At 56.4% G+C, this 16,562-nt stretch carries 14 protein-coding genes; 10 read left to right on the plus strand and 4 right to left on the minus strand.

Going from position 1 to position 16,562, the window contains the following annotated elements:
* Window positions 1-31: 31 nt before the first annotated feature.
* Window positions 32-1,690, minus strand: a complete 1,659-nt coding sequence (locus EPG66_RS02975; RefSeq protein ID WP_039391858.1) for a methyl-accepting chemotaxis protein — start codon at window positions 1,688-1,690, stop codon at window positions 32-34.
* Between the two features lie 221 nt (window positions 1,691-1,911).
* On the opposite strand from EPG66_RS02975, the gene EPG66_RS02980 reads away from it, so the two are divergent.
* A complete protein-coding gene (locus EPG66_RS02980; RefSeq protein ID WP_010245507.1) occupies window positions 1,912-3,168 on the plus strand; it encodes a mechanosensitive ion channel family protein in 1,257 nt (418 codons plus the stop codon).
* Between the two features lie 54 nt (window positions 3,169-3,222).
* Here the strand turns inward: EPG66_RS02980 and EPG66_RS02985 are convergent, their stop codons facing one another.
* Entirely contained in the window at window positions 3,223-3,519 is a 297-nt protein-coding gene (locus tag EPG66_RS02985; protein ID WP_029519545.1) for a hypothetical protein, read from the minus strand.
* 426 nt (window positions 3,520-3,945) lie between these two features.
* On the opposite strand from EPG66_RS02985, the gene treZ reads away from it, so the two are divergent.
* The 4 genes from treZ to budC all read left to right on the plus strand — a co-directional run bounded on the left by treZ (window position 3,946) and on the right by budC (window position 11,281).
* Window positions 3,946-5,730 carry a malto-oligosyltrehalose trehalohydrolase gene (gene treZ / locus EPG66_RS02990; protein ID WP_182685930.1) on the plus strand — a complete coding sequence of 595 codons (1,785 nt, stop codon included), beginning with the start codon at window positions 3,946-3,948 and terminating at the stop codon, window positions 5,728-5,730.
* Entirely contained in the window at window positions 5,727-8,255 is a 2,529-nt protein-coding gene (gene treY / locus EPG66_RS02995) for a malto-oligosyltrehalose synthase (protein WP_182685932.1), read from the plus strand. The genes treZ and treY overlap by 4 nt, the downstream gene beginning before the upstream one ends.
* Before the next feature lie 59 nt (window positions 8,256-8,314).
* Window positions 8,315-10,390, plus strand: coding sequence for a glycogen debranching protein GlgX (gene glgX, locus EPG66_RS03000; RefSeq protein WP_010245519.1), 2,076 nt, complete (start codon window positions 8,315-8,317; stop codon window positions 10,388-10,390).
* 126 nt (window positions 10,391-10,516) lie between these two features.
* Window positions 10,517-11,281 (plus strand): meso-2,3-butanediol dehydrogenase, encoded by a 765-nt coding sequence (budC, locus tag EPG66_RS03005; protein ID WP_010245522.1) that lies wholly within the window; start codon window positions 10,517-10,519, stop codon window positions 11,279-11,281.
* A gap of 114 nt (window positions 11,282-11,395) precedes the next feature.
* On the opposite strand, the gene EPG66_RS03010 is transcribed toward budC, so the two are convergent.
* Window positions 11,396-11,671 (minus strand): hypothetical protein, encoded by a 276-nt coding sequence (locus tag EPG66_RS03010; RefSeq protein ID WP_010670051.1) that lies wholly within the window; start codon window positions 11,669-11,671, stop codon window positions 11,396-11,398.
* Between the two features lie 380 nt (window positions 11,672-12,051).
* On the opposite strand from EPG66_RS03010, the gene EPG66_RS03015 reads away from it, so the two are divergent.
* Genes EPG66_RS03015 through EPG66_RS03025 form a run of 3 tightly spaced genes read left to right on the plus strand, consistent with a single transcriptional unit; the run spans window position 12,052 to window position 13,898 of the window.
* The gene (locus EPG66_RS03015) at window positions 12,052-12,210 is read left to right on the plus strand and encodes a hypothetical protein (protein ID WP_155763541.1); all 159 of its coding nucleotides are present in this window, start codon (window positions 12,052-12,054) and stop codon (window positions 12,208-12,210) included.
* 3 nt (window positions 12,211-12,213) lie between these two features.
* Window positions 12,214-12,753: a TetR/AcrR family transcriptional regulator gene (locus tag EPG66_RS03020; protein ID WP_069026174.1), complete on the plus strand. Its 540-nt coding sequence runs from the start codon at window positions 12,214-12,216 to the stop codon at window positions 12,751-12,753.
* A complete protein-coding gene (locus EPG66_RS03025; RefSeq protein ID WP_182685934.1) occupies window positions 12,750-13,898 on the plus strand; it encodes an MFS transporter in 1,149 nt (382 codons plus the stop codon). The genes EPG66_RS03020 and EPG66_RS03025 overlap by 4 nt, the downstream gene beginning before the upstream one ends.
* A gap of 150 nt (window positions 13,899-14,048) precedes the next feature.
* On the opposite strand, the gene EPG66_RS03030 is transcribed toward EPG66_RS03025, so the two are convergent.
* On the minus strand, window positions 14,049-14,282 hold the full coding sequence (locus tag EPG66_RS03030; protein ID WP_182686035.1) for a hypothetical protein: 234 nt from the start codon (window positions 14,280-14,282) through the stop codon (window positions 14,049-14,051).
* Window positions 14,283-14,571: 289 nt separating this feature from the next.
* On the opposite strand from EPG66_RS03030, the gene EPG66_RS03035 reads away from it, so the two are divergent.
* Complete coding sequence (locus tag EPG66_RS03035) at window positions 14,572-15,093, plus strand: GNAT family N-acetyltransferase (protein ID WP_031591514.1); 522 nt, start codon at window positions 14,572-14,574, stop codon at window positions 15,091-15,093.
* Between the two features lie 100 nt (window positions 15,094-15,193).
* A complete protein-coding gene (locus EPG66_RS03040) occupies window positions 15,194-16,405 on the plus strand; it encodes a diguanylate phosphodiesterase (RefSeq protein WP_182685936.1) in 1,212 nt (403 codons plus the stop codon).
* The last annotated feature ends 157 nt before the right edge of the window (window positions 16,406-16,562 follow it).

Below are 16,562 nucleotides of genomic sequence, written 5' to 3' on the forward strand. Positions count from 1 at the left end.
TAAAAAACCGCCCTTGGGGCGGTTTTTTTTATCAGAAGGTCTGCCAGTTATCGTTGTCCGCCAGGCGGGCAGGCTGAAGTTTTGGCACGGCAAGGGCTTTCGCCACCGGCGCAGCAGAGAACGCCACCTGCAGAGTGCCGGTTTTGAATACCGATACCGTTTTACGCAGGTAGCTCGCCTGCTCTTCCAGTGAGGCGGCGGCAGTCGCGGACTCCTCCACCAGCGCGGCGTTCTGCTGCGTCACACCATCCATTTCCGAGACCGCTTTGCAGACCTGCTCAATGCCACGGGTCTGTTCAGTCGAGGAGGCCGCGATCTCTTCGATTAGCTGCGTGACACGGCTCACCGACGTCACGATGCTCTCCATCGCGACACCCGCCTGAGAAGCATGACCGGCACCGGTTTTAATTCGCTCAGCTGAGCGGTCAATCAGTCCCCGGATCTCCTGGGCAGCGCTGGCGCTGCGTCCGGCCAGCGAGCGCACTTCACCCGCTACCACTGCAAATCCACGACCCTGTTCACCGGCACGCGCGGCTTCAACAGCGGCGTTCAGCGCCAGAATATTGGTCTGGAAGGCGATACTGTCGATAATGGCGATGATACCGGCGATCTGATTCGAGCTTTCGCTGATCTGATCCATGTTGGCGATGACCCGGGCGACAGTCTCACCACCCTGCAGGGCCGTGGCTGAAGCCTCTTTCGCTACCGTGGTCGCCTGTTGCGCATTATCTGCGTTGAGTTTCACCGTTGAGGTGAGCTGCTCCATACTGGCTGCGGTCTGTTCCAGCGCGGCAGCCTGCTGTTCGGTACGGGAAGAGAGATCGGTGCTGCCCGCAGAGATTTCCGCTGCACCGGTAAAGATAGAGCGGGTGGCGTCATCGACCGAGGTAATGGTCACCACCAGCGCATCGCGCATCTGTTGCAGTTCCTGAATCAGCAGGCCCATCTCATTGCGGCCTTCATGCTGAATATCGGAGGTCAGATCACCGCCTGAAATGGCGCGCATATGGCCGGTCAGCCTGCCCAGTGGGCCAATCAGCAATTTCTGCAGACCAATCCAGACCGCGACCCCAATCACGCCGGTGATCAGGCCAATAGTCAGCAGCGCCCAGAGCGCATCCGTCAGGCTACGCTGGTTATGCTCCGAGGACGCTTTCATCAGCTGGATGTTCACTGCACGCCAGGCCTCATAGGCACTGTCGAGCTGGTCCTGCGCCGCCTGTGCTTCAAGGTTGCCGTAGCCCGCGTAGTTGCCCTGCTTCAGAAAGGTAATGGAGGCCAGCATGGTGTCACGCATCTGCTGGTAGGCGGTCTGCACCTGCGTCGCCTGGGCTTCACCCTGGCCCTCTTTGCGCGGCAGCGCCTGCCAGGCTTTGAAGTCCGCATCGGCAGCAGCAGCAGACTTTCCAGCCTGCTCCAGCAGCGCAGCCATAGCTGCCAGTGATTTTGGATCCTGCTGATTTTTCAGGAAACGGATTGCCACACGGTTGATGGTGACGCGGGTTTTGATCAGGGTTTTTACCGCGTCACTCAGGTGCTGCTGCTGCAGCGTAAGCTGCTCTGCCGCCACGAAGTTTTTATCGGCTTTTGAGACGCCGTTGTAGAACAGAAATCCGGTCAGGGTCAGTAACGCCACAAAGACCACCAGAACAGCAGCGATACCGTGAGTGATTTTAAGATTTTTAAGCATGTCCGCAGGCTCATATCAGAGGAGATAAAGCTGTTATCGGCCAGCGCGGCGTTTATCTGAGTGTTGCACCAGATAAGGTAACAATCCGCAGGATGGAGGTGCTGCCAGCGCGCCGTTACGCAAAAAAAGCGGTGCGGCTCAGCCTGAACGCATTCGGCGCTTAACAACCGTCCCCGTGCTGTGGTTGAATTCGCCCCTTATCTTTTTTGCACGTGGTTATCATGCATTACATTCAGAGTCTGATGAGTTTTATTGAGGGAAACAGGGTACTTTCGATCAGCTTCAGCCTGTTGCTGCTGATTATGGCCGGGATGGTCACTCACCTGATCTGCAAATTTTTCATCGTCAAAGTGATCAGGAAGGTCTTTTTCAGCAGCCACAAAAAGGGCGTGCCGCTGGATAAAGATGTCCGCCTCTCTCAGAAGCTGTCAAATTTTGTGCCGGTGATTGTGGTCTACAATTTCCTGCAGTTTATGCCGGGCCTGCCTGAAAATCTGAAAGTGGCGATTCAGACCATCTGCGGCATCCTGTTTTTTGTCTATCTGTCGATCTTCTTCAACGAAGTGCTGGAGATTGTTAACAACTCCTATTCGCGCAAATCAAAACGCAAGAATCACTCGATCAAAGGCTATATCCAGATCGGCAAAATTCTGGTGCATATTATCGCCGCGATCATGATTCTGGCGATTATGTCTAACAAGTCACCGGCGATTATCATCTCCTCGCTGGGTGCGGTCGCCGCGGTGCTGATGCTGATCTTCCAGCATACGCTGCTGTCGCTGGTGGCGAATATTCAGCTCTCCTCTAACGATGTGCTGCAACTGGGCGACTGGATTGAGATGCCGGACAGAAATATCAGTGGTGAAGTGATCGATATTGCTCTGCATACCATCACCATCCGCAACTGGGACAACACCATTTCGCGCATCCCGACCAAGAACTTCCTGACCGAGACCTACACCAACTGGCAGGCGATGTTCTCCTCGGGCGCACGCCGCATCATGCGCAGCTTTTATCTTGATCAGAAGTCGATCACCTTTGTGAATCAGGAGATGCTGCAGGCGATGAGCCAGATCCGTCTCGCTGGCGAATCGATTACTGAGCTGCTGGATGGGCGTGATATCAATGCCGTGGGCGACCGCTGGTTTATGGAGAACGGTATCACCAATCTGATGGTGTTCCGTAAATACCTGACCGCCTGGCTGGCGCAGCGTGACGACATTCAAAAAGAGATGTATATCGTGGTGCGACCGCTGAAACCGTCGCCGGATGGATTGCCGGTGGAGATCTACTGCTTCACCTCCTCTATTTTCTGGGCCGATTATGAAAATACTCAGGCAGCGATCTTTGAGTATATCTACGCGATGGCCCGCCACTTTGAGCTGCAGATTTATCAGCATCCGGCAGGATCCGATTTTGCCCGTCTGGCTCAGCCGCGCCCCGACAGTCGGGATGCACAGCAGAGCGGCGGGCAGTAACCAGAATGCGCGGTGGCGATCTGCCGCCGTCGTGATTCACGTTTGCTCAGCGCATTAACTTTTACTCAGCGCATAGTTCAGCACTTTGTCATTTTTCATCTGCACGGTCAGCGTCTGCCCTTCGGTGGTGTTCAGGGTGCGCGCCTCGCTGTAGTTCCACTTCAGCAACCGCTGCCCGTCCGGGTAAGGCGTTTCACTGTCAGGCTGACCAAACAGCGCGATCAGCTGGGCTTTGGTCGTCTGACCGGCATGAATTTGCTGCAGATTACTGCTGTCCAGCCTGTGTCCGACCCGGTTAGAACAGGCGGAGACCAGCAGCAACAACGCGGCTAACAGAACTCTTTTCCTCACGTAACATCCTTCTGAAGTGTTCAGCGCCGCAGGTCATCCGGAGCGACCTGCGCCATCGCGCATAAGCTTATAGCGAATCGGCGCCATCCGGCAGGCTTTTCTGCGCCTGGATCCTGCTTTCGCCCCGTCGGATGCAGATTCACAGCAATTAACGCAAATTAATGCCTCGCCACCCCCCGCCGCCCTGCGATTGCAACATCTTAGTCTATGATTACTCTCTGTATGCCGCGTGGAAGCGGTCTCACGACCCGTTTTCCGCCACACCACGCTGAATACCAGTCCGGCTTTCTGACTGAAGAGACGCGCCAGCCCACCTGGCCTCCTGGTCTCGCTGATAGCTTTAAGATTTTTTGACGCTTGCGTCATCGACATCCTTTTCGTGCGGTGGCCACCATCGCGCATTTCCAGGCTAAATGAGGCAACTGAATGGAATCCAAATCTTTTTTTAAAAGTTGGGGCGCTGAACGGGTTGCCAGCGACGAGGTGCGTTTCCGCCTCTGGGCAACCGGTCAGCAACGCGTGACGCTGCGGCTCTCCGGTAAAGACATTGAGATGACGCCGCAGGCTGACGGCTGGTTTGAAACTCAGGTCGCCGGTGTGGCAGCCAATGCCGAATATGATTATGTGCTTGCCGATGGTACAGCGGTGCCCGATCCCGCCGCCCGCGCTCAGAAAGCAGAGGTCAATGGTCCGTCGCTGGTGATCGATCCTGACGCTTATCAGTGGCAGAACACGAGCTGGAAGGGTCGTCCATGGCAGGAGTCGGTGGTGTATGAACTGCACATCGGCACTTTTACGACTGAGGGCACCTTCCGGGCGGCAATTGAGAAGCTGCCAATGCTGGCTGAAACCGGCATTACCATGATTGAAGTGCTGCCAGTGTCGCAGTTCGGCGGTCATCGCGGCTGGGGCTACGATGGCGTGCTGCTCTATGCACCGCATGCTGCCTACGGTACACCCGATGATTTCAAAGCCTTTATTGACGCAGCACACGGCCACGGTCTGTCGGTAGTGCTGGATATCGTGCTGAACCACTTCGGCCCGGAGGGCAACTATCTGCCGCTGCTCTCACCAGACTTCTTCCACAAAGAGCGCCAGACGCCGTGGGGTGCCGGTATCGCCTATGACGTTGATGCGGTGCGCCGCTATATCGTGGAGGCGCCGCTCTACTGGCTGCAGGAGTTTAATCTGGATGGCCTGCGCTTTGACGCCATCGATCAGATTGACGATCCCAGCGACAAGCATGTGCTGATTGAAATAGCTGAGCGCATCCGCGCCACGATTACCGGCCGCCCTGTCCATCTGACTACCGAAGATTGCCGTAACGTCACCTTCCTGCATCCGCGTGACGAAAACGGGGATGCTCCGCTGTTTACCGGCGAATGGAACGATGACTTTCACAACGCCGTGCATGTGCTGGCAACCGGTGAAAGCCACGCCTATTACCAGGATTTCGCCGACCAGCCGGAACAGCGGGTAGCACGGGCGCTGGCAGAAGGCTTTGTCTATCAGGGCGAAGTCTCGCCGCAGTCGGGCGAGCCACGCGGCGTGAAAAGCAGCAGCCAGCCGCCGGTCGCCTTTGTCGACTTTATTCAGAACCATGATCAGACGGGTAACCGTGCGCAGGGCGAACGGCTCATCAGCCTGGCCGGCGCAGAGCGCACCCAGGTGCTGCTGGCGATGTTACTGGTCTCGCCTCATATTCCGCTGCTGTTTATGGGTGAAGAGTATGGCGAAACCCGGCCGTTCCTGTTCTTCACCGATTTCCACGGCGATCTGGCCAAAGCGGTGCGTGAAGGTCGCGCCAGAGAGTTTGAAGGCCATGCCGGTCACGGCGAAACTGTGCCGGATCCCAACGATGTCACCACCTTTGAACAGTCGAAGCTTAACTGGCAGCGAACAGAAACGCCGGAAGGTCAGCAGTGGCTGGTGCTGACGCGTCAACTGCTGGCCCTGCGTCAGCAACATATCGTGCCGCTGCTGCAGACCGCCGGTGGCGATGCCGGTCAGGTGGTGAAAACGGCGGAAGGTTTCCTCGCGGTGCGCTGGGACTTCCCGCAGGGCACGCTGTCACTGGCGCTGAACGTTGGTAACAGCACACAGCCGATCCCCGATCTGCCCGGCGAAACGCTGTTTGCCTGGCCGCAGGCCGCCAGCGAACTGATTCCCAACGCTATCGTGGTGCGCCTGGCTAAGAGAGAAGCAGAATGAATATTCCAACCGCAACGTACCGCATCCAGTTCCGCAATGGCATGACGTTTGACCGTGCGGCGGCGCTGGTGCCCTACCTGAAACAGCTGGGTATCAGCCATCTTTACGCGTCGCCGATCTTCAGCGCTACCGCTGAATCGACCCACGGCTACGACGTGACCGATGTTAACCAGATCGAGCCGTCGATTGGCGGCCGTGAAGGATTTGATCGCATGGCTGCCGCGCTGAAAGCGGCCGGGCTGGGGCTGATCCTCGACATCGTGCCTAACCATATGGCCGCCTCGCTGGAGAACCCGTGGTGGCGCGACGTCATTGAGCATGGCGAACAGAGCCGCTATGCGCATTACTTCGATATCGACTGGTCACGCCGCCTGACGCTGCCGTTCCTCGGTGACACCTTTGAGGCGGTGCTGGCCAACGGCGAAATCAACGTGAAGCGCGATCCGCAGACCGGCAAACCGGCGCTGGCCTACTTCGACAATTTCTATCCGCTGGCACCTGATACCTGGCAGGATCGGGAAGAAGCGGTGCTCGCCTTGCGCGACGCGGCAGAGATTGCTGAACTGCATGACCAGCAGCCGTGGCGGCTGATGTCATGGCGCGATGCGCCCAACGATCTCTCCTACCGTCGCTTCTTTGAAGTCACCGGTCTGGTAGGCGTGCGCGTGGAAGACAAAACGGTTTTTGATGCCGCACATCAGCTGATCCTGGAACTGGTTCACAGCGGTGCGGTGCAGGGATTGCGCGTCGACCACGTGGATGGCCTGGCCGATCCGCACGGCTATCTGGAACAGTTACGCCAGGCGGCCGGTCCCGACTGCTATCTCACCGTGGAGAAAATCCTGGGTGACAATGAACAGCTGCCCGATGCATGGCCGGTTTCCGGCACCACCGGATATGAATTTATGGCCGCGCTCGCCAATCTGCTGGTCGACAGCGATCAGCTGAGCGGACTGCGCAAAGCGTATCAGGCCGTCATCGGTAAAACCGTTGATATGAAAGCGGAGCTGCGCGCCGCCAAACTGCTGATGGCAAACCGCAATTTTGCCGGTGAATTTAACCGGTTACTGCAGCTGGCACTGAAGATTGCCGACGCAGGAGGTACGCCACAGCCGGAAGCGGAACTGAAGAATGCGCTGCGTGAACTGCTGGTGGCGTTCCCGGTCTATCGCACCTACGGTACGCCGCAGGGCCTGACCCCAGCCGACACCGCGCTGTTGCAACAGGTGGTCAGCGAGGTGAAAGCCAGCGCCCATGCGCCCGACAGTCAGGCGCTTGATTTCCTGACCCATATTCTGCGCGCAGAGGTTGCCGACTCCGCTCGCGACGATGCCACGCAATTCCGCACCCGCTTCCAGCAGCTGACCGGACCGCTGATGGCGAAATCGGTGGAAGATACCCTCTTCTTCCGTCAGCACATGGCGCTGGCGCTGAATGAAGTCGGCGCTGAACCGCTGGCGCGCCACTTCTCACTGGATCAGTTTCACGCTGAAATGCAGACGCGACGCGAACATCAGCCCGATGCGCTGTCGGGCACCTCCACACACGACACCAAGCGCGGTGAAGATGCGCGTGCGCGACTCTATACCCTTACCGAAGCGCCGCAACGCTGGGCGGATTGCGTCAACCGCTGGCGGGAGATGAACCACGATCAGGTCGTGCGCCTGAAAGATGGTCCGGCACCCGAACCGGCCGTGGAGTGGATGCTGTATGAAGCGCTGGCGGGCGTCTGGCCAACTACCCTGCAGCCGCAGGATGCGGAAGGTCTGGCGGCGCTGGAAGCGCGCTTTGTGGTCTATGTGGAAAAAGCGCTGCGTGAAGCCAAGCTGCGTACCGACTGGGCCGACAACAACGACGCCTATGAGGAGGCAGTGCTGGACTATGCCCGTCACCTGCTTGCGCCCGCCAACAGCACCTTCCTCAATGACTTCTGCCAGTCGCTGCAACCCTTTATGCGTGCCGGTCTGGTTAACAGTCTGACCCAGACTGTGGTGAAGCTTACGGCGCCTGGCGTACCCGATATTTATCAGGGTAGCGAGGCACTGGACTTCAGCCTGGTCGATCCCGATAACCGCCGCGAACCCGATTTCGACGCGCTGGCGGCGATGCTTAACGCGCCACAGCACGACGGCAGTGAGGCGCACTGGCTGCGCGGTCAGGTCAATCAGCAGGCGATTGTGAAGCTGCTGACGCTGCGTCAGCAGCAGCCTGCCCTGTTCCGCCACGGTGACTATCTGGCACTGTCGGCAGAGGGCGAGCAGCAGAATAATGTGCTGGCCTTTGCCCGCACCGGACAGGATCAGGCGGTGATAGTGGTTGTGTCACGCCGGGTCTTTAACCAGCTGCCGGAGAATCTCGACCAGCCGCCCGCTGCACGCTGGGCTGACACGGTCATTGCGCTGCCCACCGCACTGGGCCAGCGTCGCTACCAGGATGTGCTGACCGGTAAAACGGTGGCTGCGGGCGACCAGTTGCCGCTTACCGGGCTGGCATCGCAGTGGTGTGCCGTGCTGGTGGCGCAGTGAATTCCGGAAAGAACTTTTTTTATTACGCGTCAATCTGTTCATTGAATAACGAGGCATAAATGTCAAACAGTCAGCGTTTTGAAATTACGGCGGGATACAGCCATTTACTGGGGGCCAACTTTGATGGTCAGGGTGTGAACTTCGCCCTGTTCAGCGCCCACGCCGAGCGGGTTGAACTCTGTCTGTACGATCCCAGCGGTAAAACGGAAATTGCCCGTCTGGAGCTGCCGGAATATACCCATGAAGTATGGCACGGCTATATTCCGGGCCTGCAGCCCGGCGCGCTCTATGGCTATCGCGTTTATGGCCCTTATGACCCGGAAAATGGTCATCGCTTTAACCCGAACAAGCTTCTGCTCGATCCCTACGCCCGTGAACTGGCGGGTGACATAGCGTGGAACGAGGCGCACTTCGCTTACGATCTCTATCATGACGATAAAGATCTGACCTTCGACAGCCGCGACAGCGCGCCGTTTACGCCAAAGTGCCGGGTTATCGATCCCAACGAATTCGACTGGCAGGATAAAAACCGTCCGAATGTGCCGTGGCCGAAAACCGTCATCTATGAAACTCACGTTAAGGGCTTCACGCAGCTCAACACCGCCCTGCCACCTGAAATGCGCGGCACCTTTGACGGCATGAGCCACAAATCGACCGTCGACTACATCAAAAGCCTGGGCATTACCTCGGTCGAGCTGCTGCCGGTACACTGGTTCCCGGATGACCAGCACCTGCTGGATAAAGGGCTGAAAAACTTCTGGGGATATAACACGCTGAACTTCTTTGCACCCGCCACCCGCTACTTTGGGCCGCGCGGCATTCAGGGCTTCCGTGACATGGTGCGAGCCTTCCATGATGCCGGTATTGAGGTGATCCTCGACGTGGTCTACAACCACACCGCCGAGGGGAATGAACTGGGGCCAACGCTGTCGTTTAAAGGCATCGATAACTTCTCCTATTATCGTACATTGCCAGATCAGCATCGCTATTACATCAACGACACCGGTACCGGTAACACCGTCAATACCTCGCATCCGCGTGTGCTGCAGATGGTGCTCGATTCGCTGCGTTACTGGTCAGAATCAATGCATATCGACGGCTTCCGTTTCGACCTGGGTACGATTCTCGGTCGCGAGCCTGATGGTTTTGACCCGCGCGGCGGCTTCTTCGATGCCATCATGCAGGACCCTGTCCTGTCGCAGAAAAAGCTGATTGGTGAACCCTGGGATATCGGTCCGGGCGGCTATCAGGTGGGGAGCTTCCCGCCAGGCTGGGCAGAATGGAACGATCAGTATCGTGATACGGTGCGTGACTACTGGAAAGGCAACAACGTCTCCACAGACTTTGCTGCCCGCCTGCTGGGTTCCGGCGATCTCTACGATCAGCACGGTCGTCGTCCATGGGCCAGCGTCAACTTTATCACCGCGCACGATGGCTTCACCCTCAACGATCTGGTGTCGTACAACGACAAACATAACGCGGAGAATGGCGAAGACAACAACGACGGCCACAACGACAACCGCTCGTACAACTACGGGGTTGAAGGCCCGACCGATGATGAAGGCATCAACGCGGTGCGCGAGCGTCAGAAGCGCAATTTTCTCGCCACGCTGATCTTCTCACACGGTACGCCAATGCTGCTGGCGGGCGACGAGTTTGGCCGCAGCCAGATGGGCAACAACAATGGCTACTGCCAGGATAGCGAAATCTCCTGGGTACACTGGGATAACCTGCCGGAATCTGCCGAGGCGCTGCGCGAGTTCACCCGCCAGATCCTGACGTTACGTGCTCAGCAGCCGTTACTGCGCCGTGAAAACTGGCGTGATGGCATGGATATCAAATGGTTTAACGCCGGTGGCGGCTTCCAGCAGGCTGAGCAGTGGGATGAAGGCTCAACGCTGGGCGTCTATATCGGCCGACCGGACCTCCAGACCGAGGAAGGCATCTGGCACGACGTCCTGATGCTGTTCAATCCGTTTGAAGGCAATGTACCGTTCCAGATCCCGCAGTTTGGTGAAGGCGGCTGGGTGCTGGAACTGACCACCAGCGACACCGCGAAGCGCGGTCTGGTGATTACCAAAGAGAAGGATTTCGAACTGGAAGGACGCAGCTTCGCCCTGTTCAGACGTCCATAGCCGCTGACCCGGTTAAATAGCCGTCATCTGGCGCAGCGCATTTCGCGCTGCGCTTGTGTTTCTGGCGATCGCTGCCAGGCTTAACCGGTTGTTAACAGTGAGAATTGATGCTGAAAAGGAGGCATAATGTCCAGATTTACGCAGAAAGTTGTGGTTGTGACAGGTGCCGGATCCGGCATTGGCGAAGCCAGCGCAAAACGCTTCGCTGAAGAGGGTGCATCAGTGGTGCTGGTGGGCCGTACCGCGCAGAAACTGGAAGAGACGCTGGCCGACATGACGCCAGGCGATCATCTGGTGGCTGCCTGCGACGTCTCAGAAGCCGCACAGGTTAAACAGCTGTCAGAAACCGTGCTGAAGAAGTATGGCCGTGTTGACGTGCTGGTAAATAATGCCGGCGTCATCGTGCAGGGCCGCATCCATGAAGTCGACCTCGACGCATGGAAAACCCTGATGAAAACTGACCTTGATGGGGTCTTCCACGGTGTACACTATTTCATGCCTGCCCTGTTAAAGAGCAAAGGCAACGTGGTTAACATCTCTTCCGTTTCCGGCTTAGGCGGCGACTGGGGCATGAGCATCTACAACGCGGCTAAAGGGGCGATTACCAACTTCACCCGTGCGCTGGCGATGGACTACGGCGCAGATGGCGTTCGGGTCAATGCAATCTGTCCCGGCTTTACCTTTACCGATCTGACCGAAGATGCCAAACAGGATCAGGCGCTGCTGGAGCGCTTTTACGACCGTATTCCACTGCGCCGGGCCGGTGAAGCGGATGATATCGCCCGTGCCATTCTCTTTATTGCCAGCGATGAAGCCAGTTATATTACCGGCGTTAATCTGCCGGTTGATGGCGGAATTACCGCCTCAAATGGCCAGCCTAAACAGGCTTAAATAAAGAACAGGGCAGCGTCTTTACGCTGCCTTTTTTTATTCTAACCGGCCCGCAGCATTAATTCGCTTTATTATCCTTCTGCCACAGCAGAAGAATAACCCCCTGCATACAAATTAATGTTTTGGCGTATGGCGGGTTGGCGTTGCCGCGCGTGCCGGTTTAATTGCCGTGCTGCTGCTGGTCGGGCAAATAAAGGTGCTGAGGCAGGCATTACAGAGTATGGCATTAGCGTGATGGACTTTCGCTACGGCCAGCGCCTGCTGGCGAGTATAAAGCGAACCAATAAAAACGCGTTTATCGTTCTTTGACAGATTAACGCAACCTTCTTTGTGTAAAATCCATCCACCCATGGGACGCGGGCACAGATAATAGTAGCTGGCTTTGAGCATGGTAGTCATCCTGATAGTTGCTGTATGTATCTTAAAAAACGAACCAAAATTCGTAAGAGGTTTTTTTTGTAATCTGAAGCTTTATTAAACTAACTGAGAATTATCCCTAAAACCACTCTATTGCGTAAGTCTGGCTGACTTTGAGAATATGCCCTTTTTCATTGCTTATGTCGCTTCAGGCATTCCACGCGCTGTAACGCCTTCACCCTCTCTGTCGCCCCGCTTTCATTTATACTGCTAATGCATTATTAAAAAAGCAAAAATAAAAATAACACTTTAAAAACAATAAATTATAAAACAAAACCGCGAAACAGGGGTGACACGCTACTCAGATATGATTAGTGCAGAAGCTGAAAAAGATAACCCCCACAGGGGTAATTATGAGTATTGATAAACTGAAGCTGAATAAGAGTGAAATCGGTGCACAGCGTGCCTTTAAGCGGAACGCCAGCCCCCCTGGCATCAGGGATTTATCAATACCGCCGGGCGTACTTAACAGCGATCGGCTTGAAAAAGTAAAACGATCGGTTTACTTTTAAAGTATGAAAAAGAGAAACGATATCATCCAGGCCGCCGAGCGGCTCTTCTATACCCACGGTTTCCACGCCACCAGCACCGACCAACTCTGTCGCGAAGCGGGAGTCTCTACCCGTACGCTTTATCATCACTTCGCCTCACGCGAAGCGCTGACCGCAGCGGTACTCGACGCCCGCGAGCAGCGCTTTATGGCCGATCTGCTGCCACCGCAACAGCCTGATGCGATAGCGCATCTGTTCAGGGTGCTGGGCGAGTGGACGGCGGCGAACGGAGCCCGGGGCTGCTTCTTTCTTAAAGCCTGGGGAGAGTATGCCGAGCGGAACAGCGAACTGGCCGCTCAGGCGCTGGCCTTCCGGTCCACGATGCGGGCTTATATCACCCATTGTGTGACGCATCTGCGCGGTGCTGAAGATAAGTCGCTGAGTGATGCCATCTGGATACTCTTTGAGGGTGCCATTACCACGGCGCTGATCACCGGTCCCGCCGCTGCTCAACAGGCGGCGCAGGTCGTCAGTCAGTTACTTCAGAACAGGGCTAAAGGATGAAAGCGTCCATCGCGCTGGCGCTGACCGGCTTCAGCCTGATCGCCGTGACCTATGGCATGGCGCGCTTCTCATGGGGATTGATGTTGCCCGCTATCTCAGCGGAGATCCCGTTCAACCCGCAGCAGGCGGGTATGCTGTCAGCCTGCAGCTTTGTGGCATATTGCCTCACTATTCTTACCGCAGCCGCGCTGGCGGATCGCTATGGCACCCGGCTGACGGCGCTGCTGGCCTCACTCAGTGCGACGGCGGGTCTGCTGCTGCTCGCCTGTGCCTCATCAACGCTGCTGCTGGCGGCCGGACTCTTTATTGCCGGATTGAGTGCCGGTCTGGCTTCACCTGCTCTGGCGGCGGCGGTCAGTGATCGAATTCCTGCTGCGGGTCAGCCGCGCATCAATACCCTGATCAATGCCGGCACCAGCGCGGGCATTATCCTGACGGTAGTCATCCTGAGCGTTCTGCCCGGCGGCTGGCGTGCCGCCTGTCTGCTGTTCGCTCTGCTGTCGCTGGCCTGTGTACTGCCGGTGATGCGCGTGTTATCAGGTCACGCCGCCAGTCGCCCCACCAGAGTGCGTCACTGGCACCAGCGGCTGTATCGCCGCTCCATGCATCGTCTGATGAGTATTGCGTTGATTTCGGGTCTGGTCAGTGCTGCCTGGTGGAGCTTTGGGTCAGCGCTGCTGCGACAGCATGTCGGTGTTGATGAGGAGACCGCCCGCTTACTCTGGCTGATTGCCGGAGGAGCAGGCATCGTGGGTGCGGCAACCGGCCCGGTCGCTGCCCGTATCGGGCTGAAGGGTGTATACCGGCTCTCACTGTGCGGGATGGCAGTGCCACTGCTGGTGCTGGCCTGGAGTCGGGGCGAATCCACCGGCTTAGCGATCGCGGTTGCCTGCTGTGGCGCAGGTTACGTCACGCTATCGGGCGTGCTGCTGGTGTGGGGCGCACGCGCCACTGCTGAAGATCCGGCGACCGGCGTCGGCATCCTGTTCTTTATGCTGGCGGTGGGCCAGGTAGCGGGATCGCTGCTGTTTGGTCAGCTCTACGCCTCTTTGGGAGCCAGTACGGCATTAACGCTGTTTGCGTTCAGCGCCCTGCTGCTGCTGTTTATTGCACCCGCGCAGAACAGCAGCGAGTCGGGTAAATAAGCAGGCGTAAACGAATGGGTTGGCAGAAAACAGGGAAGGTTAAATAGCGTCGATGCTATTTACCAGACAGCGCCAATATTATCGCCCGGTTAATGAGAAACTATTACGCAGGTGTTATGGCTGAAGCGATAAACTCATCGCGGCGTCCGTTCAGATCGCGCGGATATTTTTAATGCGTGGATTTATTTTCTGCTGAAGCAAATCATCTTCGGGACCCAGATAATAAGGCACAGCACACTGCTTACCATCTTTGGTAAAAATAATCTGGTTATCATGCAGGAATAACGCAGTAAAATGGCCCAGTACCACACCATTTAATTCAAAGCAGTGATTTCTTGCTGCATGCAGCCCCTGCTTACTATTCAGAAAATCAACAAATCGCATCACGCTGCGCCTCCAGTTAATAAATCAACCCCATCAGAACCGCGACGATAATAGCCTTAACGCCGGCACGGATCATCCGGCTGACGCTGTTTTCAGAATAGGCTTAATTACCATTCAGTAGTGGCACTAAACCGACGTGATTTTTTATCCGTTTCCTGCCAGGAATAATCCTGGCGAACGACGCACTCATAAAATTTCATGAGCACGAAATATTTATATTGCGCCCTCACATCGCCCGCTATACCGTTGTTTTTTCACCAGGTGCAGACTTTCGGGGCAAAACCGCATAATGGAAATTTTTGAGGCAGATGAACGCCACATCACGGCGATTCAGCAGATCTACGCCTGGCATGTCCTTAACGGCACCGGCTCATTTGAGACAGTGCCGCCCGATGCGGCAGAGATTGGCGAGCGGATGCGGAAGATTCAGCAGGCGGGCCTGCCGTGGTTTATCGCCGTCAGCGACGGAGAAGTACGTGGGTTCTGCTATCTGACACCTTATCGTCCGCGCCATGCCTACCGGCATACGCTGGAAGACTCAATTTATATCGATCCCGGATTTCAGAAGCGCGGAGCCGGTTCGCGCCTGTTAAACCATGCAATCCGCTGGGCTGAGCAGGCAGGGTTCCGCCAGCTGATCGCCAACGTCGGCGACAGCGAGAACCAGGGCTCGATTGCCGTACATCGCGCCGCAGGCTTTGAAATGACAGGTATCCTGCGCTCGGTGGGTTTCAAACAGGGTCGCTGGCTGGATACCGTTTTTATGCAGCGCTCTCTGGGAACGGGCGATACCACGCTGCCGGTTGACTAAAACAGAGTCAGAGTGAGAAAGACGTACTGGCCCTCGTTTTCCCCGGAAGAAGCTTCTGGTAAGGTGCCATAACAAAAAATAAAAAATTCCGGAAATCTTTATGTTGTCGACAATCATCTATCGCAGCCACATTACCGAACATGTGCCGCTTGAGATCCTGAATGGTTTGGCGCTGAAAGCGAATAAAATCAATAAATCCTCCAGCATCACCGGAATTTTATTATTCAATGGCACGCATTTTTTCCAGCTGCTGGAAGGCCCCGAGGCGGCGGTCAATGCAGTCTACAGCCGGATTTGCCAGGATCCTCGCCACCATAATCTGGTTGAACTGCTGCGCGATTACGCCCCGGCACGCCGTTTTGGCCACGTCGGTATGGAGCTGTTCGATCTGCGACTGCATGATAAAGAGACGGTACTGGAGGCGGTGCTGGCAAAGTGCACCACAAAGTATCAGATGACCTATGCCGATCGCGCACTGCAGTTCCTGCGCACCTTTGTCGAAGCGCGGGAAAAAGAGAACTATTTTGAGATCCCTGCTGCCAGCGGCTGGACGTTTATCCGTGACGAGTCAGAACAGCGTGAAGGCAACGCATCGCTGGTGGCAGCGGATGAGGTCAGCTTTGCTTTTCAGCCGATCGTTGACCCCTTCGCCTGCGAAATCGTCTCGCTGGAAGCGCTGCTGCGCGGCCCGCAGGGTGAACCGCCGCTCGACTATTTTGCCCGACTGTCACGTGAGCAGCTCTATCAGCTCGATCTGAGGTCGAAAAAGATCGCCTTCGCGCAGGCGAAGCAGCTGGGGATTGAGGGCATGACTCTGTCGATCAATCTGCTGCCGATGACGCTTGTGGAAGTGCCCGACGCCGTCCCGTTTTTGCTGGATGAGATTGCTGCGCAGGGACTGGTGCCAGAGCAGATCATGGTTGAATTCACCGAGAATGAAATTATCTCGCAGCCTGAGGCCTTTGAAGCGGCCATCAGGCAGCTGAAGGCGGCCGGCATCAGCCTGGCGCTGGATGATTTCGGTGCCGGTTTTGCCGGCCTGTCGCTGCTGACGCGCATTCAGCCCGACAAGATTAAAATCGACCGTACCATCATCGCTGATGTGCATAAAAGTGGGCCGAAGCAGGCGATCATTCATGCCATTCTGAAATGCTGCTCCTCGCTGGAGATCGGTGTTATCGCCGAGGGTATTGAACAGCCGGAAGAGTGGATGTGGCTTGAAGCGGCAGGCGTGACCCAGTTTCAGGGCTTTCTGTTCTCAACACCTGAACTCAATGGCGTTGCGGCCGTGGCCTGGCCGGAGCTGATCTGACCGCCCCTGCGATTTGGATGAATTTGCGATTTCCTGCCTTGCTGGATCCCCCGGCGGCTGCTAAATAATTAACAGCCCCGGGGGATCATCTTTCTGTCATCTTCCCGCGGCAGAGTCAGTCATTACCCAGTCAGTGATTAAATGTTTAGCAGTCAGA

It is taken from the genome of Pantoea pleuroti (assembly GCF_014156615.1).
GTDB lineage: Bacteria > Pseudomonadota > Gammaproteobacteria > Enterobacterales > Enterobacteriaceae > Pantoea > Pantoea agglomerans.